The sequence below is a fragment of the Halorientalis brevis genome (assembly GCF_042678165.1).
In the GTDB taxonomy this organism is placed as follows: domain Archaea; phylum Halobacteriota; class Halobacteria; order Halobacteriales; family Haloarculaceae; genus Halorientalis; species Halorientalis brevis.
Map to the genome: position 1 here is coordinate 576,661 of NZ_JBHUDJ010000002.1, position 18,344 is coordinate 595,004.

Annotated in this window: 19 protein-coding genes; 9 read left to right on the plus strand and 10 right to left on the minus strand. The window is 67.0% G+C overall.

From position 1 onward, the window contains the following. Nucleotides 1-76: 76 nt before the first annotated feature. From ACFR9U_RS06645 to ACFR9U_RS06655, 3 genes are all read left to right on the plus strand, one after another. Nucleotides 77-259, plus strand: coding sequence for a DUF7554 family protein (locus ACFR9U_RS06645; protein WP_247379255.1), 183 nt, complete (start codon nt 77-79; stop codon nt 257-259). Nucleotides 260-384: 125 nt separating this feature from the next. Then, the gene (locus ACFR9U_RS06650; protein WP_247379252.1) at nt 385-570 is read left to right on the plus strand and encodes a hypothetical protein; all 186 of its coding nucleotides are present in this window, start codon (nt 385-387) and stop codon (nt 568-570) included. Nucleotides 571-618: 48 nt separating this feature from the next. Then, nucleotides 619-1,125, plus strand: coding sequence for a 2'-5' RNA ligase family protein (locus tag ACFR9U_RS06655; protein ID WP_247379250.1), 507 nt, complete (start codon nt 619-621; stop codon nt 1,123-1,125). Here the strand turns inward: ACFR9U_RS06655 and ACFR9U_RS06660 are convergent, their stop codons facing one another. The 3 genes from ACFR9U_RS06660 to ACFR9U_RS06670 form a co-directional block, all read right to left on the minus strand. Further along, nucleotides 1,126-3,711, minus strand: a complete 2,586-nt coding sequence (locus ACFR9U_RS06660) for a PAS domain S-box protein (protein WP_247379248.1) — start codon at nt 3,709-3,711, stop codon at nt 1,126-1,128. 66 nt (nt 3,712-3,777) lie between these two features. Continuing rightward, nucleotides 3,778-3,945 carry a hypothetical protein gene (locus tag ACFR9U_RS06665; RefSeq protein WP_247379245.1) on the minus strand — a complete coding sequence of 56 codons (168 nt, stop codon included), beginning with the start codon at nt 3,943-3,945 and terminating at the stop codon, nt 3,778-3,780. Between the two features lie 109 nt (nt 3,946-4,054). Continuing rightward, complete coding sequence (locus ACFR9U_RS06670) at nt 4,055-6,250, minus strand: ATP-dependent DNA helicase (RefSeq protein ID WP_345893386.1); 2,196 nt, start codon at nt 6,248-6,250, stop codon at nt 4,055-4,057. A 121-nt stretch (nt 6,251-6,371) separates the two neighbouring features. Here ACFR9U_RS06670 and ACFR9U_RS06675 point away from each other — a divergent pair, with 121 nt between their 5' ends. Beyond that, the gene (locus ACFR9U_RS06675) at nt 6,372-7,559 is read left to right on the plus strand and encodes a hypothetical protein (protein WP_247379243.1); all 1,188 of its coding nucleotides are present in this window, start codon (nt 6,372-6,374) and stop codon (nt 7,557-7,559) included. Here the strand turns inward: ACFR9U_RS06675 and ACFR9U_RS06680 are convergent. Next, nucleotides 7,556-8,509: a cation diffusion facilitator family transporter gene (locus ACFR9U_RS06680; RefSeq protein ID WP_247379241.1), complete on the minus strand. Its 954-nt coding sequence runs from the start codon at nt 8,507-8,509 to the stop codon at nt 7,556-7,558. The genes ACFR9U_RS06675 and ACFR9U_RS06680 overlap by 4 nt on opposite strands. A gap of 112 nt (nt 8,510-8,621) precedes the next feature. Between ACFR9U_RS06680 and ACFR9U_RS06685 the strand changes: the two genes are divergently transcribed. The 5 genes from ACFR9U_RS06685 (at nt 8,622) to ACFR9U_RS06705 (ending at nt 11,936) form a co-directional block, all read left to right on the plus strand. Then, nucleotides 8,622-9,131: a metallophosphoesterase gene (locus ACFR9U_RS06685; protein ID WP_247379239.1), complete on the plus strand. Its 510-nt coding sequence runs from the start codon at nt 8,622-8,624 to the stop codon at nt 9,129-9,131. Nucleotides 9,132-9,424: 293 nt separating this feature from the next. Further along, nucleotides 9,425-9,589, plus strand: a complete 165-nt coding sequence (locus tag ACFR9U_RS06690; protein ID WP_169302421.1) for a DUF6757 family protein — start codon at nt 9,425-9,427, stop codon at nt 9,587-9,589. A 165-nt stretch (nt 9,590-9,754) separates the two neighbouring features. After that, on the plus strand, nt 9,755-10,222 hold the full coding sequence (locus tag ACFR9U_RS06695) for a cupin domain-containing protein (RefSeq protein ID WP_247379237.1): 468 nt from the start codon (nt 9,755-9,757) through the stop codon (nt 10,220-10,222). Nucleotides 10,223-10,401: 179 nt separating this feature from the next. After that, nucleotides 10,402-10,632 (plus strand): hypothetical protein, encoded by a 231-nt coding sequence (locus ACFR9U_RS06700; protein WP_247379235.1) that lies wholly within the window; start codon nt 10,402-10,404, stop codon nt 10,630-10,632. Between the two features lie 143 nt (nt 10,633-10,775). Continuing rightward, complete coding sequence (locus tag ACFR9U_RS06705) at nt 10,776-11,936, plus strand: LolA family protein (RefSeq protein WP_247379233.1); 1,161 nt, start codon at nt 10,776-10,778, stop codon at nt 11,934-11,936. A 6-nt stretch (nt 11,937-11,942) separates the two neighbouring features. Here ACFR9U_RS06705 and ACFR9U_RS06710 read toward each other — a convergent pair whose 3' ends face one another. The 6 genes from ACFR9U_RS06710 to ACFR9U_RS06735 form a co-directional block, all read right to left on the minus strand. Then, a complete protein-coding gene (locus ACFR9U_RS06710) occupies nt 11,943-12,668 on the minus strand; it encodes a type 1 glutamine amidotransferase (RefSeq protein ID WP_247379231.1) in 726 nt (241 codons plus the stop codon). Between the two features lie 56 nt (nt 12,669-12,724). Further along, nucleotides 12,725-13,513: an alpha/beta fold hydrolase gene (locus ACFR9U_RS06715; protein ID WP_247379227.1), complete on the minus strand. Its 789-nt coding sequence runs from the start codon at nt 13,511-13,513 to the stop codon at nt 12,725-12,727. A gap of 48 nt (nt 13,514-13,561) precedes the next feature. Beyond that, nucleotides 13,562-15,049 (minus strand): glycosyltransferase family 39 protein, encoded by a 1,488-nt coding sequence (locus ACFR9U_RS06720; protein ID WP_247379224.1) that lies wholly within the window; start codon nt 15,047-15,049, stop codon nt 13,562-13,564. Nucleotides 15,050-15,053: 4 nt separating this feature from the next. After that, nucleotides 15,054-16,571: a glycosyltransferase family 39 protein gene (locus ACFR9U_RS06725; protein WP_247379222.1), complete on the minus strand. Its 1,518-nt coding sequence runs from the start codon at nt 16,569-16,571 to the stop codon at nt 15,054-15,056. Further along, on the minus strand, nt 16,568-18,073 hold the full coding sequence (locus tag ACFR9U_RS06730; protein ID WP_247379220.1) for a glycosyltransferase family 39 protein: 1,506 nt from the start codon (nt 18,071-18,073) through the stop codon (nt 16,568-16,570). The genes ACFR9U_RS06725 and ACFR9U_RS06730 overlap by 4 nt, the downstream gene beginning before the upstream one ends. A gap of 170 nt (nt 18,074-18,243) precedes the next feature. Then, the coding region (locus tag ACFR9U_RS06735; RefSeq protein WP_379814041.1) for a hypothetical protein at nt 18,244-18,344 on the minus strand (101 nt) is incomplete at its 5' end.

The following is an 18,344-nucleotide window of genomic DNA, read 5'->3' on the forward strand; positions in this document are numbered from 1 at the left end:
TTCGTGGCGTCCTGAAATCCTTTCTTGCTCGCCGTCGGCCACAACGCCTATCCCTCCGTCGCGACGACATCCGCCAATGACGCCCCGCGCAGCGGTCGACGTCGAGGACCTCCTGAAGATCCTCCTCGTGCTCGCTATCGTCTGGATTCTCCTGGAAATCATCTCCGAGTTCATCAGCGTCGTGTTCGGCCCCTTCCGCCCGCTCTTTGGCCTTCTCATGGTCGTCCTCATCGCCCTCTATCTGACCGACCGCATCTAGCCACTCGCCGTCCCCGCCGGGACCCCGACCCTTCAAGTACAACCTACCAAGAATACGAGGCTCGGCCGGTAGTTCTGTCGAGACCCTTGGTTTTATACTGAAACCAGTCGAATTTATCGGTAGCAATGGGGGAAGTTACGGCGGCGAAGGTCAGAAACCTCTTCACTTTCTTGGGGTTGGGACTGCTGCAGATCATGGTGATCCTGGAGGGACTGGCGCACTACTACAGCATCACGATCCCGCTGTTCCCCTTGCAGTTCATTCTGCTCGGGTTCGTCTCGGCCGGGCTGATCTTCATCGCGACGTTCTGACCGGGACCAGCACCCTTTTCGGTCGTCCCGCTCCCAGCAGTGCCTATCGTGTACAGCCTGAACGCGCCCGTCCCGTCCGCCGTCGCAGCCCTCGCCGACGACCTGGCGCGTGACCTCCTCGACGCCCAGTCCCGCGTTCGCGGGTCGCACACGCTCGTCGTCAAGCGCCTGACCGACGACGATCTCGGCTACGCCCATCTGGAGGCCCGCGCTCGCGACGCCCTGGCCGGTACGCCCGCCTGTGAAGCCCGCGTCGCCGACGTCGAACTCTTCGAGACGGTGCCGTCCGGTCCAGCGCCGGTCGTCTACCTCCGGGTCGAGAGCCCAGGGCTCGAGGCCCTGCACGACCGACTCTGCGAAACGTTCGATCCAGTCTCCGAAATCGAGGGAGCGGCGTACGTTCCACACGTCACCGTCGCCCGTGGGGGCCAGGCCGCGGCTGCACGTCGCCTCGCCGAGACGGAGATCGACCCGATCGAGTGGGTCGTCGACGAACTCGTCTTCTGGGACGCCACGCGCGAACAGCCAGCGAGTCGCGTCTCGCTGCCGCTGTGATCACTCGCCGGACGTCTCTGTCGGTCGGCCGGCGACTGCGATCGGCTGGTCCGTGTGGGTTTTCGGCAGCGTGAGCTGGACGACGCTGCCCCGGGGGTCGTTCTCCTCGAAGCCGAGCGTTCCGTCGGAGTGCGTGACGATCCAGTTGACCAGCCAGAGCCCCAGGCCGCTGCCGTGATACAGGGGGTCGATCTCGTCCTCGCCGGTCAGGATCGTCTGCTCCTGTTCGGGGATGCCCGGGCCGTCGTCCGCGATGTGGACCTCGACCGTTTCGGGATGAGACTCGACAGTCACCGAGACCGCTGGTTCGTCGCGGTCGCTGTGCTCGACGGCGTTATCGAGGAGTTCACTGATCGCCTGCTCGATCTGGGGGATCGTGGCGGCGTGGACCTCCTCGGGCATCGTCAGGTCGATCGTCGCGTTCGGGTGGCGCTGGCGGAGATCCGCGACTGGCCGCCTGATGTGCGCCGAGATTTCGAGCGGGTGGACGAGCCGCGCCTCCGAGAGCACCTCGACGATCTTGCGTTCGCGTTCCGTCACCCCGAGCAACTGGTCGGCGGTCTCGATGATGTTCTCGGCGAGTCCCTGCATCTCGGTCTCCGTTTCGGCGGCGATCAGTTCCGCGTTCCCGGTGATGACGCTCATCGCGTTCCGGAGGTTGTGTCGCAACACGCGGTCGAGCACGTGGAGTTGGCGTTCCCGGTCTTTCTGTGGCGTGACGTCCCGCAGGGTTGCGACGACGCCCTCGACCTCGCCGGTTTCGCCGTCTTCGAGCGGATAGTACCGGACGTCGAAGGTCCGATCGGAGCGGTTCGGGCGCGACCGTTCCATCCGGTAGTGGACGGAGTTGCCGGCGAGCGTCCGGTCGATGTGCGGTTCGACCGTCTCCCAGACGTCCGATCCCAGCACCTCCTCGGGCGTCAGGTCGCTGATGTCGTCCTGCTCGATGTCGTGGTACTCCCGGTAGCCCCGATTGGCGAACAGGTAGTTGTGGTTCGTGTCCGTCGCGCAGATGAGGTCGTTCGCGCCTTCGATGGCCCGTTCGTACTGCTGGAGCTGGCCTTCGCGCTCTTTCTGCTCGGTGATGTCGGTCTGGATGGCGACGAAGGCCGTGACGTCCCCGTCGTCGTCGGTCAGTGGCGCGATCGTCTCGCGGGCGTGGTACAGCTCACCCGACTTGCGGCGGTTGACGATTTCGTCTTTCCAGACGTCGCCCGCGAGGACGGTTTCCCAGAGGTTCTCGTAGTACTCGTCCGACATCTTGCCGGAGCTAAACAGGCGCGGCGTCTCGCCGAGGGCTTCCTCGCTGCTGTAGCCCGTGACCGACTCGAAGGCGGGATTGACGTACTCGATCGTGCCGTCGGTGTCGGTGATGAGGATGACGTTCCCGGCGGCTTCGACGGCGCGCCGGAACTGGCGGAGGCTCCGTTCGGACTCCCGACGCTCGGTGATGTCCTCCTGGAACCCGACGTACTGTGTCACGTCCCCGTCGCGGTTTTCGACCGGCGCGACGGTGACGCGATTCCAGAACTCGGACCCGTCTTTCCGGTAGTTCGTGAGTTCGGCCGTGACGGACTCGTCGTCGTCGATCGCCTGCCGCAGCGCCGCGACCGGCTCCGGCTTCGTCTTCTCGCCCTGGAGAAAGCGCGGGTTCCGCCCGAGTAGCTCGCCCTCACTGTAGCCCGTCAGTTCTTGAAACCGCTCGTTGGCGTACAGCAGGGGATGATCGTCCTGCGTGGCGTCGGCGATCGTGATGCCGACCGGGGCGTCGTCCATCACCCGGTCTTTCAGCGCGAGTTCCTGTTTGCGTTCTTTGAGCTCCGAGATGTCCCGGACGACCAGAATGATCGCCGGGTCTCCCGCCCACTCGATGCCGGTGCCGGTGATATCGACCGGCGTCTCCGTCCCGTCCAGGCCGAGGAGCCGTGCTTCACTCCGGTTGACGCTCCGGTCTCTGCGCTGAATCTCCGCCATGTTGTCGACCGAGAACGGATGCTCGTCGCCTGCGATGGTGGCTGCCACGGGCGTTCCGATGAGAGCTGCCCTGGTCGAGGCACCCAGCAGTTCGAGACCGGCGTCGTTGACGAACTCGTAGCGTCCGTCGCGGACGATCGCGATCGTATCGTGTGCCGCGTTGAGAACGTCTTTCGCCCGTTCGTGGGGCTCGATGAGGTCGCCGTGTGACCGCGAGTAGGAGACGGCGTCACGGACGAGGTCGGCCAACCGCTCCCACTGGTCGCCGTGGCGCTCCTTGACGAGGTAGTCGGTCACGTCGGCCGAGATCGCCTGACTGGCCAGCGATTCGCTCCCCTTGCTGGTGAACAAAATAAAGGGACGGTTGGGCGTCTGGGCGCGGACGGCTTCCAGGAACGCGACCCCGTCGGTGTCCGGGAGGTCGTGATCGCTGACGATACAGTCGATTCTCGTGCCGTCGGCGAGGCGGTCCAGTGCCTCCTCGACGGTCGCAACGGTCGTGACTTCGATGTCACCGTCAGCAGGAAGCCGCGCTTCGATCTGCGTCGCGTACTCGTCGTCAGCAGTGACTGCCAGCACGCGAATCTCCCTTGGTGCCCCGTCAGTTGACATTCTGCTCGCTCTCAAATTTGACTCCGGCCATATACATACCTCGCTTGTCACCGTCTCACTTCCCGCTTATGTCACTCGATCATCTGGTAGCTGGGTTTCAAGTTCGATGCCGACGATCGCTCCCCGCGCCACTGCGCCGTCTCCCCACACCGACCCGCCGTACTGGTCGACTAACCGGTAGACGAGGGACAGTCCGATACCGGTCCCATCGCTGTCGTGGCCTTTCCCGAACATCTCGCCCTTGCGGTCGTCGGACAGTGTCGTCGCTTGCCTACTCGGATCTGGTATGTAAGCGAGACGTCTCCGCTATTTCCTCGCAACCGTGGGGCAACTGACCGCGACGCTAGGGTTTCGGCGGGTCGCCGTCCCAGGCGTCCATGTCGGTGTAGAAGTTCAGCATCGCGAACTTGAGCTTCTCGGGGGCGATGTCGATCATCTCTCGGCGCTGCTCGGCCGGGAACGTCTCCCTGACCGTGTAGTTGCCCATCTCGCGCTCGCCTTCGAGGGTGTAGCGCTTGTCGACGAGGATGCGCGCCCCGAAGTCCTCGGGCGAGCGCACGACGCGGCCGAGCGCCTGGCGGGTTTTGCGTACCGTCGGAATCTCGACGGCATAGGCCCAGCCAGCGTCCTCGGTGCCCATCCACTCGTTGCCGCCGTCGCCGAACGCCTGATCGTAGGCCGCCTGGACGGCTTCCATCCGGTCGTCTAAGTGCGGGTAGGGGACGCCGACGACCACCACCGTTCTGGCGTCGTCGTCGTCGAAACTCACCCCCTCGGCGAGCGTGCCCCACAGCGACGTGAACAGCGCCGCGTCGTCGCTGTCGGTGAACCGCTCGCGGAGGTCCTCGGCGCGCGTCGCTGGCTTGTCCAGCATGAGTGTCGAGTTCGACCTGACTCGCTCGTGATAGCGTTCGGCCTCGCCGTAACTGGGGAAGAAAGCCAGCGTGTTGCCCGGCGTGAACCGAATGGCGTCCTCCAGGATCCCGGCGATCGTGTCCTGCACGCCGGGGTCGTCGCGCTTGCTGGCGAACAGTGCGGGCGCTTCCACCGTGTACGTCCGACGGCGCTCCTCGGGGAACTGCGCGCCGTAGGCCAGCGTTGCAGGCTCGTCCAGGCCGAGCACGTCCTCGGCCACCTCGAAGGGGCGCAGAGTCGCGCTCATCAGGACGCTCGCGTGGAGTTCGTCGAACAGCGAGCGCGTGACGTGCTGGGGGATACACCGGTACAGCTCTGCCCGGCCGTAGATCTCCCCGTCTCCGTCCTCCCGGCGGAGGCTCACGACCGGGTACTGGCCCTCCTGGGCGCTCTCGTCCATCCAGGTCGCGATGAACTGGGCGGCCTGGAGCGTCTGGCACTCCTGGCGCGTGCTGGCGTCGCCGTTCTTGTAGGCGTCCTCGTACTCCTCGTCCAGGATGCGCCCGTAGGTGAGGGCGTCCTCCAGATCCTGCTCGATGCCCGGGCCGGTGTACTGCTTGAGGAAGGCCAGCGTCAGGTCGTCCCGGCCGGTCTCGTTGGTGATCGACAGGTCGTACCAGTTCTCGCCGACTTTCTCGCGTTCGCCGAACTCCAGGGCGTCCTCGTAGGTGTCCGCCAGCGCGATGCGGAACGCCCGGATGACGTTCGCGGCCGCTTCGGCCCGCAGGTCGTCGCGTTCGGCGAGTTCGTCCAGCGCGCTGTCGAGCGTGTTCTCGGTGAGCGTGCGCGTCGCGTGGTCGCGGGCCGCGTTCTCGACGTTGTGCGCCTCGTCGAAGACGGCGATGACGTCCTCGGGGTCCCGGCCGAGCCACCGGAAGAAGTGCTGGCGGATCGTCGGATCGAGCAGGTGGTGGTAGTTACACACCACCAGGTCGACGCCCTCCATCCCCTCTTTGAGGAGTTCGTAGCCGCAAAAGCCCTCCATCTCGGCGTACTCGTAGATGTCGTCCGGGTCGCGCACGTCCGCGAACAGCCACTCGTAGAACTCGTCGGTGTTCCCGGTGAGGTTCTGGTAGTAGTACTCGCAGGTGTTCTCGGTCTCACGAAGGTCTTCGAGGTCGTCCTCGACCGCGTCGAGTTCGTTCATCACGGACTGGCGAGCTTCCGCCGCCTCCTCGCTGCCGGCCTGACTGTCTTCTAAGAGCGCCTGCTCGCGCTCTTTCAGTTCCGCTCTGTCCTGTTCCGTGTCGACGAGGTCGCGAGTGGTGTCGCGGAGGGCCTGACACTCGTCGTAGCCCACGTCGATGTGACACATCGACCCTTTCCCGCGGAACACGACGGCGCGGATGGGTTCCTGCTTCGTGATGGCGCGGGCGTCCTGGATGAACTGGCGCATCTGCTGGTGGACGTTGGTCGTGATGACCACCGTCTTCGAGTGCTCGCGGGCGTAGTCGAGCGCCGGTACGAGCGACGCCAGCGTCTTGCCGGTCCCGGTCGCGCCCTCGAAGAGGACGTCGTCGCCGTCGGTGAGCGCCTCGTGGATCTGGGCCATCGCCTCGCGCTGGTGGTCGTACGGCTCATCGTAGGGGAAAAACCGCGTGTAGTCCGCGCCGTCTGTCGCCACACGCACTCGTTGTTCGCTCTCGAACAAAAAGATGCGGCGTCGAACTGGCAACCGAATCGGCTCGAACTGTCCCCCATACGTAGCCGATACAATTATCGTCGAACGGTCACGTCTACGAACTATGTCTCGTCCGCTCGCTGTCATTTGCTGCGCCGTGCTGGTGGCGCTCGCGGGGTGTGCCGGCGGTGGACCGACCACCGAGACGGCCGAGACGACGCACCCATCGCCCGAATCGCCGACGTCGACCGCACCCGCCTCCGAGGAGTCCGGTCTCACGCTCGCCGTCGGTGCGACTGTCGAACTGGAAACGCTGGCTCGTGCGCACGCGAAACTGCTCGAGAACCGGAGCTACACGCTCAGGGTCGACCGGCGGGGCGGTCCGCGGGTCACGAGCGTCGACGGGAGCGGTCTCGCCCGCATCGACGACACGTTCAGAGACACGTTCTTCCAGACGGACGAAGCGGCGTTTCGCAACCGGACCGAGGACGGGACGCACCGGTACGTCGCGCGGCCAGCGACGCTGAACCGCTCGACCGGGGCGGACCTGCTCGCGGCTACCAGCGGTGGACTCGTCGTGACGAACACCACGACTGTCGAGGGTGAGACGCGATACGTCCTGACGCCGGGAATCGACTACACGAACGCCTCGGGGCCACGCCCGTACCGCAAAGCCGTCGCCACGGAGTCGGGACTCGTCACGAACTACACCAGCGGGACGTTCTCTCCGGACCGCGGCATCGACGTCGTCGAATCGTTCACCGTCACCGATGTCGGCGAGACGACCGTCGAGCCACCCCGCTGGGTGTCCCTGATCCGCGATGCTCCGGTGGCCGAGGCTACCGGGACCGTCGTCGTCGAACATCCCGAACTGGACGCCCGGTTGCGGGTGACCGACGCGACCGACCGCAGACACGTCGCCCTGCGAGAAAACGAGAACGACTGGCTCGCGGAGGGATTCGTCGCGGACGCTGCCGTCTCTCCCGTCGTCGATCCCGTCGTCCGTGACCGGTCGGCGAACGCGACCATCACGGTGGGGTACGACGAGTCGCAACTCCCCGCTGGGGCGAACGAGCGGAACGTCTCGCTGTTCCTCTACAACGAAACCGTCGGGACGTACGTTCAGATGAACACGACGGTGGACGCCGACGCCGATACGGCGACGGCGACCCGGGCGTACAACGTCACCTACTCGACCGATGGCGGCCCAGAACAGACGATCCGCCCGACGATCAACCATCCCCAGGGTCGCCCCGTGGTGGTCGTGTTGCACGCGCCGACGTACTACCAGGCCTGGCAGAACGCGGGTTAGATCTCGGGTTCGATGTACACCTTGTGGACGTGCGATTCCGCGGCCTTGAGCGCGTCCTCGATGGCGGTGATGCGCTCGTCGATCTCGTCGGTGGAGTAGCCGTTCTCGAAGGCGACGTCGGCGGCGACGAAGATCTTCCCCGGACCGAAGTACACCGTCCGGAAGTCCACGATGTCGCTGACGCCCTCGCTGTCGGTGACGATGTCACGGAGCTTCTGCTCACGCATGCTGGGCAGACTCTCGCCCAGCAGGAGCCGCTTGTTCTCCCAGGCGAGCGCGATGGCAAAGCCCATGAGCATCAGTCCGATGAGCAGCGCCGTCGCCGCGTCGAAGACGGGGTTCCCAGTCGTCCGCGAGAGGTAGATGCCAACGAGTGCGATGCCGGCACCGGCCAGGGCGATGAAGTCCTCGGTGAACGCCGTCAGCGTCGTCACGTCGGACGTTTTGCTGAACGCCTCGCGGTAGCCGCTCCAGTCGTGGACGTCGATCTGGCGTTTCAGTTCCTTGCGCGCCTTGACGAACGCGTAGGTCTCGAAGACGATCGCCCCAATGAGGACGGCGTAGTTGACGAACACGGCGTCGAACGTGATGTCGAGGATCGGGAGCGTCGCCGTGCTCGCGTGGTGTCCCTCACCGAGGTGGGTGAGCGCTTCGTAGCCGTGTTTCGCCGACTCCCACCCGGCGATCCCGAAGAGCAGGACGGAGACGAGAAAGCTGTAGAAGAACTGCGCTTTCCCGTAGCCGAACGGGTGGCGCTGGTCGGCCTCCTGAGCGCCGTACCGGATGCCGATCAGCAGGAACACCTGGTTGCCGGTGTCTGAGATCGAGTGATACGTCTCCGAGAGCATCGACGGACTCTGTGTCAGCAGGAACCCCACGAACTTCAGTATCGCAATCGCGCCGTTCGCGACGAGTGCCGCGATGACGACCCCTTTGCTGTTGCCTGCCATTACGTCACCGCTCCCCCGGCAGCCCAAAAGGTGTTCTGTTCGATTGGTTCGTCGACCAGTTCGCCGACGCCGAGTCACGCTCCCTTTTGCCTCCTGCCCCGTAGCCGCTGCCATGCTCACCGTCGTCTCCGACACGCACAGCCAGGACGCACATCGTCTGGAGGGTCGCACGCTGGAGGCCGTCCGCGAAGCCGACTTCGTCGTCCACGCCGGCGATTTCACGACCGAGTCCGTCCTCGACGCCTTCGTCGCGGAAGCCGGTACGGTCGCCGGCGTCGTCGGCAACAACGACACGCCCGCCGTTCGGGAGCGCCTGCCCGACCAGCGCGTCGTCGAGAGCGAGGGCATCCGACTGGTCGTCGTACACGGTCACGAACACTCCGAGACGGCACTGGCCATGCTCGGTCGTCAGGAGGCCGCCGACCTCGTCGTGTTCGGCCACTCCCACCGCCCCGGCGTTCACGAGGCGGGGGACGTGACGCTACTCAATCCCGGGAGCCACGCCCAGCCGCGTCGCTACCGGCCGGCGCACGCCGAACTCGAACGGCGAGACGGTCGGATCAGCGGCCGCCTGGTCGAACCCGACGGGACCGTCTTCGAGGAGTTCGAGATAAAGAAGTAGCGAACGCACGTCCCAGGACAGCACGGGTCGCGGAGAGCCGCCAGCGGGGTCGTCGTGGAGGGCCGAAGCGTGCGGGGACACTCACTGCTACAGCCCACACTTAAATGTAGTCGACGGAGACTCAAAGAGCCGTTTTACCCATCCGGGTCGCGGTGACGTTCGCCGCTTCCGTTCTCGTCCGACAGCTATTGGTTCAGGGGGTCAGGGAAGCGAAATCATGCCGTCTGCCAGATGTGAGCCACTTGTCAGACGCCGCCGTAGGGTTCAAAGCACCGGAGGTTCAACGGTAGGGTATGCGGTGTCACTACTGCGACCGCAACGCCGAAGTCGCGGTCGAAAAAGACGGCGTCAAAGTCGGTGTCTGCCAGCGGCACTTTCGCGAACAGATGGAGCAGCTCGCGGATAGCGACGCCCTCGCCAATCTCGAAGAGGAACTCGACATCGACGGTCCGGAGTGAGTTCCGCGTCTGGCCGACCGGCTGACTAGCCGGCGCTCTCGCGCCGCGAGCCCTCTCTTTGATTCGTCGCCGTGGTGTTTCGACCCGCCAGCCGTGGCGCCGCGTCGGTCACCGACGAGGTGTTACGCCGAGTGACTTTTGGTGCGGGCAGGTAAACACGCTGGCATGGAACGGACGAACGTCGACGACGTCGAGGACCGGATGGGGCCGGCCGACGTGAAACGGCCCGTCTCCGACGCGCTGGGGGCGACCGACATGGTACTGAACTACTACGAACTCGCGCCGGGCGACAGCTTCGGCTTCGGCTATCACCGCCACGCCGACCAGGAGGAAGTGTTCTACATCGCCCAGGGGACCGTCACGTTCGAGACGGAGGACGGCGACGTGACCGCCACCGAGGGCGAGGCCGTTCGCTTCGAACCGGGCGAGTGGCAACTCGGCACCAACGAGGACGACGAGCGCGTGATCGCCCTCGCGATGGGCGCGCCCGCAGAGATGGGCGAGACCGAGATGCTCCGGGCGTGTTCGGACTGCGGTGGCCGGACCGAACAGGAACTGGAACTCACCGACGACCGCGACGCGATCCTGACGATCTGCGCCGAGTGCGGCGCCGAGACCGGCCGCTTCCAGTAGCGTGGTCGCTCTCCGCTGGGACGGCCGCCGTCGGTCCGCCGTCTGCCTGCTTCGTTTCGATCGGATCGATCGAGCGTTCCGCTGTCTCTGTACGTCCACATAGCACACCGGTGTCGTCCGTAGACAACGTTCTCAAACTTACTCGGGTTTATCTTTGCCGGCGCTGGCATGATGCGTACATGGCGCCTGGTGCTCGGGACGCGGCGACGGCGGAACGCGACGCCGGTTCCACGCCGATGCGGAAACAGCTCGGAAAGGTCGTGGTCTTCTCGCTGTCGTCCACGGCACTGATCGCGATCCACCTCCGCCGGGCGGACCCGCTGTTCCTCGGCCAGGTCTTCGCGTTCGTTGCGGCCCTTTCGGTCGTCGGTCTCCTGGCGGTTCAGCTCGGCGCGCGCGTCGGGGCGTGACCCGCGGACGCGCCGTCGCGGCGTCTGTGGACGGGAGCGACGCACCGGTGGTACCGTTCCCGCCTGGTGGGCGTCCCGGGCGGCAGCGCCTTATGTCGGCGAAGCGGATGATTCAAACCACTCGGCACAGTACGCTGCAAACAATGACCGCGCCCGACCGCCGGGTCCTCGCCACGGTGTTGGTGGTTGCCCTCGTCCTGGCCGGTGCCGTCGCCTTCCTCGGCAGTGACGACGGCAGCGAGTTGCCCAACAACTCGACGGCGATCCAGCAGACGGTCTCGGACCGCGTCGCGAACCTGGAGAGCTACCGCGTCACGATGGTTCAGTCCGTCACGTACGGCGACACGACCCAGCGAGTCCGTATGCGCCTCGCTTACGAATCGGGTCGATACAACCTCACCTACCTGGAGACGCCGGCCGGCAGGCAGCCGATATTCCTGGCCAACCAGACGACTCAGTGGTACTACGACACCGGCGAGGACGTCGTCCGTCGTCGGCCCCGCAACCAGTCGCGGTCGACGAACCTCCTCGTCAGGATCACCGAGTCGCTGTTCGACCACCGGAACGTCACGTACGACGGCAGCGAGACGATCGAGGGGACCGAGACGGTCCAGCTCTCCTACAGTCAGTACGATCGGACGATCTCGCTCGCGGTCGGCGGCAAGGAGGCGTCGCTGCTGACGGCTCCCGACAGCGAGATCGGCAACGCGTCGACGCGCATCTGGATCGACGCCCAGCGACGGCTTCCCGTGCGGGCCCGCACGACGGCGACCCACGGGAACGAGACCGTCGTGCGGACCGTCCGGCTGACGAACGTCTCCCTCGGCGTCGACGTGCCCGACGAGCGGTTCGCGGCGCCGCCGGTCGAGGGCGTCCCGATCGTCACCGAACAGCACCCGGACGTCACGCGGTACCACACGCGGGCCGCCCTCGCCCGGAACGCGAGCGGGTCGCTGGTGACGGCGGCGGTGCCCGACTCTTTCGAGTTCAGCTACGGTCTCCGCGTCCACGAGGCCAACGGCACGACGGTCTCACAGGTGTACAGCGACGGCATCTCGCGGCTGGGCGTCATCCGGACCGACCCGCAGATCACGGACGACGCCGTCGACCCGAACACGACCGTCGCGGGCCGGCCCGCCGAGTTCGAGCGCCAGTACGTCCACTACGGTCACGGACGCGTCCGCTGGCGCTGTGGCGACGACGAGTACTTCGTCTCGGCGCCGGTCGACGTGGCACTCTCGAAAGAACAGCTGATAGAAGTGGCAGCGTCGGTCGGCTGTCCGGACGAAACAGGCAGCGACTGACCGACCTCAGTCGTCCGCGGCGCTCGGTGGTCCGTTCGCAGTGCCGTCGCGGCTGACCTGCCGGACGTACTCGGTGTAGTTGTCGAACAGGCGCTTGGCCTCGCAGGCGGCGGTGTAGTTCTCTGCGGTGATGCCGTCCAGGACTCGTTCGATGCGGTCCGCCGAGAGCTGGTCGTCTTTGCCCTTCGTCACGTCGGCGGCGGTCGCCGTGTCGTATTCGGGGTGGAACTGGACGCCGAACACGTGGTCTTTCCGGAAGCCGTGAATCCCGTAGTCGTTCTCGGCGAACACTCGCGCACCCGGCGGGGCTTCGACCACTCGATCCGAGTGGGTCGTGAAGACGGTGAACTCGTCGTCGACGCCGGCCAGGAGCGGCGCCGTGTCGTCGTGCTCGACGGTCCGATAGCCGATCTCGTACTCGCCCATGTCCTCGACCGTGCCGCCGAGCACGTCGGCGAGCAACTGGTGGCCCCAACACACGCCCAGGAACGGCAGCCCGGCGTCGATCGCCTCGCCGACCCAGGACTGGACCTGGTCGATCCACTCGCGGTCCCAGTAGACCGAGGCGCGCGAGCCCGTGACGAGACAGCCGTCGAACGCGAACGACTGGGGGACCTCGCCGGATGGACAGTGGTACTCGACGAGGTCCGCGTCGAGTTCGCGACGGAAGTTCCGTCGGGTGTCTGCGCCGTCGTGGGCTGCGTTCAGCAGAGCGATGCGTGGCCGCGTCATCACTCTAGTACAGCATCTCTCGCCTCAAATGGCTCTCGGTTCGGCAGGGCTTGCCGCTACAGCGGCGTGTCGAGCTGGTCGGCCAGGAACGCCGTCAGCGCGTCCTCGACCGCCGCCGGCTCCTCGGCCGCCAGGAGATGCCCCGCGTCGATCGCCTCGAACTCGCCGCGCGGGAGCTCGTCGGCGAGCGCCTGGCCAGCCTCGAACGGAACCACCCCGTCCGCGCGACCGTGACAGACCAGCGCCGGCGTCGTCACCTCGTAGAGCGGGCCGGCGTCGAAGCCCGTCATCGCGCCGGTCTGGGCGTCCCACCCGTCGCGGTCGGCGTCGTCCTCCCCTCGCCACGCGACGATGCGGTCGACGATCTCGGGGTGGTCGTCGACGACGCCGGGCGCGAACGCACCGCGAAGGGAGTCCCGGAGTGCGTCGGGATCGTCGCGCGGGGCCGCGAGCGCGTCCAGTGCGTCCCGGTCGACTCGGCTCCCGTCGGCCGTCGTCCCGAGCAGCGTCAGCGTGCCCGCCCGGGCGTACTCGCGAGCGTGTTCGAGCGCGACCATCCCGCCCAGCCCCGCCCCGACGAGGTGGGCGGTCCGCGAGCCGTTGTCGGCCAAGACGGCGTCCAGATCGTCGGCGAGCGTCGGCACGTCGTAGGGTCCGGCGGGCGCGTCCGAGCGCCCGGTCCCGCGGAGGTCCCAGACGAGCGTCTCGACCGGGCCGGCGAGGGCGTCCGCGAGCCAGCTCCAGCACCACGCGCCGTACCCCACCGGGTTGACGAACGCGACGGTCGGTCCTTCGCCTGCTGTGTCGTAGTACAACTCCACGCCGTCGTTGGTCGCCGTCGCCATCGTGGCTCGTCCTACCGGGTCCAGCGACAAGAACCTCGCTTTCGCGACTCAGTCCGCCGTCCCGTTGCGGACGTACTGGCGGACGTCGACGGCGTTGAACTCGCGCGTCGTCCGCACGTCGTACCCTTCACGGTCCAGCAGTCGGGTGAACTGCGATTCCTGCGTCGGGTCCATCCGCGAGAACACCAGCCAGACGGTGTCGTGCCCCCGTATCGTTTCGTTGATCGTGCTGTCGTTGGCGTCCTCCTGGACGCCGCGGACCGGGGCCGCCCCGTCGTAGTAGAACGCGAACGTGTCGTTGGCCGCGCGGTCGCTGACCACCACGAGGTCGTCCTGGCTGGCGTTCCCCGCGACGAGGCCCGTCGCGGCCTCCCACTCGCCGTTCTGTGGCTGTCCGTAGTAACCCGGCAGTCCCGCAACCGCCGCACCGACGAGCAGCGCGACGCCGATGTAGCGGAACTCGACGGCGCCGAGCCGGCGGATCTCCGCGGCGACGAGGAGCAAGAGCGCGGGCAGCGCGGCGATGGTGTAGCGAGCGACGAACAGCGGGGCGACGAGATACGAGAGGGCGAAGGGCACGAGCAGCGGGACCAGGAGCCACCAGGCGAGGAGGGCCGTGTTCTCGCGATGCAGCGGCGCTCGGGTCCTGCCGGCAGCGGCGAACACGCCGACCAGCACGACTGCAGCCAGTCCGAGCATCGGGTTCCGGGGGTGGAGATACTGGCCGATGGCGAACACGAGCCGCGAGACGGTCGGGTCGGGAATCCAACCGAGCGCGACGCCGCCACCGTCGCCGAGGGCCAGCACCTGCCGCGAGAGGACGGCGAGGTACGGAAGCACTGCGATGCCGACCCCGACCTGCAGGCCCAGCCACCGACGGAGCGGGACGGGCCAGTCCCGGTCGGGTCCGAGCCGCGAGGTCAGTAGATAGCCGTTCTGCGCGGCGACGACGAACAGCCCGAAGACGTGCGTGTACCCCAGGACGACGGTCGAGAGAAGGTATCCGGTGGCGGCCCGACGGTCAGGGGCCTCGCGGAGGCGGACGAGCCAGTACATCGAGGCCAGCGCCGCCAGCACGAGCAGACTGTACATGCGGGCGTTCTGTGACTGCTGGAGGTGCATCCCGGAGACGGCCAGCAGTCCCGCGGCCAGCACGCCGACCTGCTCGTCGTAGAGGCGCTTCCCGAGAGCGTACAACAGCGGGAGTGACGCGATGCCGAAGCCGGCCGACAGCAACCGGACGGACGCTTCTCCGGTCCCGAGGAGTCCGACCCACCCGTCCAGCAGCGCGTAGTACAGCGGCGGGTGTCGGTCGACGAGGGGGAGTTCGACGATCACCTCGCCGAGCGAGCGCGAGAGGACGTACTGCAGCGAGGTGATCTCGTCGAGCCAGTAGTCTTCGGCGCCGAGCCCCGCGAGTCGGAGCGCAGCGCCGAGGACCACTACGACGTACAGCCACGCCGGGTAGTCGGTCAGTCGTTCACGGCCGTCGACGTTCTCGGTCGCGTCGGTCTCCTGGTGTGTCGTCGACCCCATGCTGTCACCCCTCGCTCCCGTTTGCGACGTAGTGGTAGACTCTCACGCGGTTGAACTCGTACGAGTTGCGCGCGCCGTAGCCGGTCCGCTCCAGCAGGTCCAGGACGTGCTGGCGGCGCGTGGGCCCGACGTCAGTGAGCGTCACCCAGACGTCGTCGTGGTCGGCGATCGCGTCGCGGGTCGCCGGCGGCGTCTCACCCGTTTCGATCGCGTCCAGCTCCGTCCCGTTGATGCCTTCGACGGTAAGATTCGACTGCCGGCCGTCGAGGTAGTGCCCGAACGTCTCGGTGGCGTGGCCGTAGTAGACGAGTACGAGGTCGCTCTCGCTGGCGTTGCCGGCGATCGTCCCGGCTGCCTCGTCCCACTCGGTGTACTGGGGCTGCTGGTAGTAGCCGGGGAACCCGGCAACGAGCGACAGGACGACCAGTCCGACCGCGATGTAGCGGAACTCGACCGAGCCGATCCGTCTGATCTCCTTGGCGAGGAGGAGCGCCACCGCGGGCAGCGCCGCGCTCGTGTAGCGGGCGACGAACAGCGGGACCAGGAGGTAGGAGGCGACGAACAGGCCGAGGACGGGAACGGCGAGCCAGCAGCCCAGCAGCAGCGTGCGCTCGCGGTCCAGCGGCACGCGGCTCTGGCTCCCGAGCGCGAGGAGGCCGACGACGATGAGCACGAGCAGGCCGGCGAACCCGTTCTGGATGGACGGCGTGAGGTACCCGCCGACCGCCGAAACCAGTCGCATCGGCGTCGGGTCGGGAATCCAGGCTAACCCGGACCCGCCGCTGCCACCGCTCGTGACCAGCGTCATCGCCTGCTGGCCGATGCCGACTCCCCACGGGATCGCGAGGGCAGCGACCGCCAGGTGGACCGCGAGCCAGCGGCGGGGGTCGACGGCCCACGTTCCGTCGGCGCGGACGAACCGGCTCCCCAGTACGTAGCAGTGCTGGGCGGCGACGACGAGCACGCCGAAGACGTGCGAGTAGACCAGGACGACCGTCGCGAGGAGATACCAGCCAGTCGTCCGCCGCGTCGGGTTCGCCCGTAGTCTGAGCAGCGCGTCCATCGAGAGCAGCGTCGCGAACACGAGCAGGCTGTACATCCGCGCCGTCTGGGAGAACCGAACGTGGAACTGCGACAGGGCGAGAATGCCCGCGCTCAGCACGCCGACGCGCTGGTCGTACAGCTGCGCGCCGACGAGGTAGACGAGCGGAATGGCGGCGATCCCGAAGATCGCCGACAGCAGTCGGACCGCCGGCTCGGAGACGCCGACGAGACTCGTCCAGAGGTCGAGGACGACGTAGTACAGCGGCGGGTGCGGGTCGAAAAACGGGATTTCGAGGGCGACCTCGATCGGCGACCGGGTCGCGACGTACTGCAGCGACCGGAACTCGTCGATCCAGTAGTCCTCGGCGCCGAGCCCGTACAGACGGAGGAGCGCCCCGACCGCCAGGGCGACGTACAGTCCCGCGGGGTAGTTCGACAGGGCGGTGCGAACGTCACGACTGATGTCACTCGTCGTCATTGTGTCCCTCCGGTGTCGTTCGTCACGTAGTGTGTGACGGTCACGTCGTCGAACGCCCGCTCAGTGCGGACGTGGCGGCCCGAGCGAGCGAGGACGGCTCGGATCTCCGTTCGGTTCCTGGCGGTCGACGACGACATCGCGAGCCACACGTCGCCGTCGTGTGAGCGGACCGTCTGTCGCACTGACTCCACCGGCGTCGCGACCGACACCCGCTCGACGGGGACCGTCGGACGATCTCGATGGACGTACTGTGCGACCAGCCCGGCGAAGTACCCCCGGTGGACGAGCACGACGTCGTCCCCGTCGGCCCCGTCGGTGACGACGGCCGCCGCGTCGTCCCACTCGGTGTTTTGCGAGGTCTGGTAGTAGCCGGGGAGGCCGGCGACGAGCGCGACGACCAACAGCACGACGCTGATGTAGCGTATTTCCACCGTGCCCACGCGCCGGATCTCCTTGGCCACGAAGAGCGCGACGGCGGGCATGGCCGCGATCGTGTATCGCGGGATGAACAGCGGCACGACCAGGGAGGAGACGACGAAGAGCGCGACGACGGGGATCCCGATCCAGCAGGCCAGCAACAGCGTTCGCTCGCGGTCGAGCGAGACGCGCCGCTGACTTCCCAGCGCGAGGAGACCGATCACGACCAGCACGAGGAAGCCGCCGAACCCGTCCTCGAAGGAGGGCGTGACGTACGCTCCGACCGCCGAGACGAGTCGGATCGGCGTCGGCTCGGGTATCCACCCCCACGCGACGGCTCCACTCCCGCCGCCGGGAGTGAGCAGCGCCAGCGCCTGCCGCCCCATGTCGATCGCCCACGGCACGGCGAGGACGGCCACGGCGAGTTGGACGCCGAGCCAGCGGCGGGGGTCGACGGCCCACGTCCCACCGGTCCGGACGAACCGACTCCCCAGGACGTAGCAGTGCTGGGCGACGAGCACCAGCGCGCCGAACGCGTGGGTGTACAACAGGGCCACCGACGCCGCGACGTAGCCGACGGCGGCACGGCGCGTCGGTGCAGTGCGGAGACGGACGAGGAACAGCATCGAACAGACCGTAGCGAACACGAGCAGGCTGTACATGCGGACGTTCTGGGAGTGAGAGACGTGAAACCGCGAGAACGCCAGCACGCCGGCGGCGAAGACGCCCACCTGCCGGTCGTACAGTTCGGCGCCGAGCGCGTACAGCAGCGGAATGGCCGCGATGCCGAACAGGGCGGAGAGCAGCCGGACCGCCGGTTCGGAGACGCCGACGAGGCTCGTCCAGATGTCCAACAGCAGGTAGTACAGCGGCGGATGCGGATCGACGAGCGGCACTTCCCGGGCGACTTCGAACGTCGTCCGCGAGGTGACGTACGCCAGCGAACTGTACTCGTCGATCCAGAAACTCTCGGCGCCGAGCCCGTACAGCCGCAGCGCTGCCCCGAGCGCCACGACGAAATACAACACCGGCGGCTGGGCGGTCAGCCGCGCTCGCACGTGCGTCGACAGTCCCCTCGTGTCCATACCCGCTCCCCCGTAGTCGCCGGTGTCGGCGGCCCCGTCCAACCGATGCGGCAGTACTGCGGTTCGTTTTCTCCGTCTCGAATCCGTCGGCAAAAAGGTTACTGTGGCGACACATGTCGCGCCACCCGGCCTGCCGGGCGGATCGGACCGCAGAAAGAAGATGCGTCGGACTACGCGTTCTGGACCTGCTGGAGGACGTCCGGCGCGTCGTCGAGTGCGTCGTCGAGTTTGTCACCGTCGGGACCGCCGCCCTGGGCGAAGTCCGGCGGGG

Excerpts from the sequence above, each read along its gene's own strand:
- ACFR9U_RS06645 (WP_247379255.1), top strand. The coding sequence starts at position 77 with ATGACGCCCCGCGCAGCGGTCGACGTCGAGGACCTCCTGAAGATCCTC.
- ACFR9U_RS06650 (WP_247379252.1), top strand. The coding sequence starts at position 385 with ATGGGGGAAGTTACGGCGGCGAAGGTCAGAAACCTCTTCACTTTCTTG.
- ACFR9U_RS06660 (WP_247379248.1), bottom strand. The coding sequence starts at position 3,711 with ATGTCAACTGACGGGGCACCAAGGGAGATTCGCGTGCTGGCAGTCACT.
- ACFR9U_RS06665 (WP_247379245.1), bottom strand. The coding sequence starts at position 3,945 with ATGTTCGGGAAAGGCCACGACAGCGATGGGACCGGTATCGGACTGTCC.
- ACFR9U_RS06675 (WP_247379243.1), top strand. The coding sequence starts at position 6,372 with ATGTCTCGTCCGCTCGCTGTCATTTGCTGCGCCGTGCTGGTGGCGCTC.
- ACFR9U_RS06680 (WP_247379241.1), bottom strand. The coding sequence starts at position 8,509 with ATGGCAGGCAACAGCAAAGGGGTCGTCATCGCGGCACTCGTCGCGAAC.
- ACFR9U_RS06685 (WP_247379239.1), top strand. The coding sequence starts at position 8,622 with ATGCTCACCGTCGTCTCCGACACGCACAGCCAGGACGCACATCGTCTG.
- ACFR9U_RS06690 (WP_169302421.1), top strand. The coding sequence starts at position 9,425 with ATGCGGTGTCACTACTGCGACCGCAACGCCGAAGTCGCGGTCGAAAAA.
- ACFR9U_RS06695 (WP_247379237.1), top strand. The coding sequence starts at position 9,755 with ATGGAACGGACGAACGTCGACGACGTCGAGGACCGGATGGGGCCGGCC.
- ACFR9U_RS06700 (WP_247379235.1), top strand. The coding sequence starts at position 10,402 with ATGGCGCCTGGTGCTCGGGACGCGGCGACGGCGGAACGCGACGCCGGT.
- ACFR9U_RS06705 (WP_247379233.1), top strand. The coding sequence starts at position 10,776 with ATGACCGCGCCCGACCGCCGGGTCCTCGCCACGGTGTTGGTGGTTGCC.
- ACFR9U_RS06710 (WP_247379231.1), bottom strand. The coding sequence starts at position 12,668 with ATGACGCGGCCACGCATCGCTCTGCTGAACGCAGCCCACGACGGCGCA.
- ACFR9U_RS06715 (WP_247379227.1), bottom strand. The coding sequence starts at position 13,513 with ATGGCGACGGCGACCAACGACGGCGTGGAGTTGTACTACGACACAGCA.
- ACFR9U_RS06720 (WP_247379224.1), bottom strand. The coding sequence starts at position 15,049 with ATGGGGTCGACGACACACCAGGAGACCGACGCGACCGAGAACGTCGAC.
- ACFR9U_RS06725 (WP_247379222.1), bottom strand. The coding sequence starts at position 16,571 with ATGACGACGAGTGACATCAGTCGTGACGTTCGCACCGCCCTGTCGAAC.
- ACFR9U_RS06730 (WP_247379220.1), bottom strand. The coding sequence starts at position 18,073 with ATGGACACGAGGGGACTGTCGACGCACGTGCGAGCGCGGCTGACCGCC.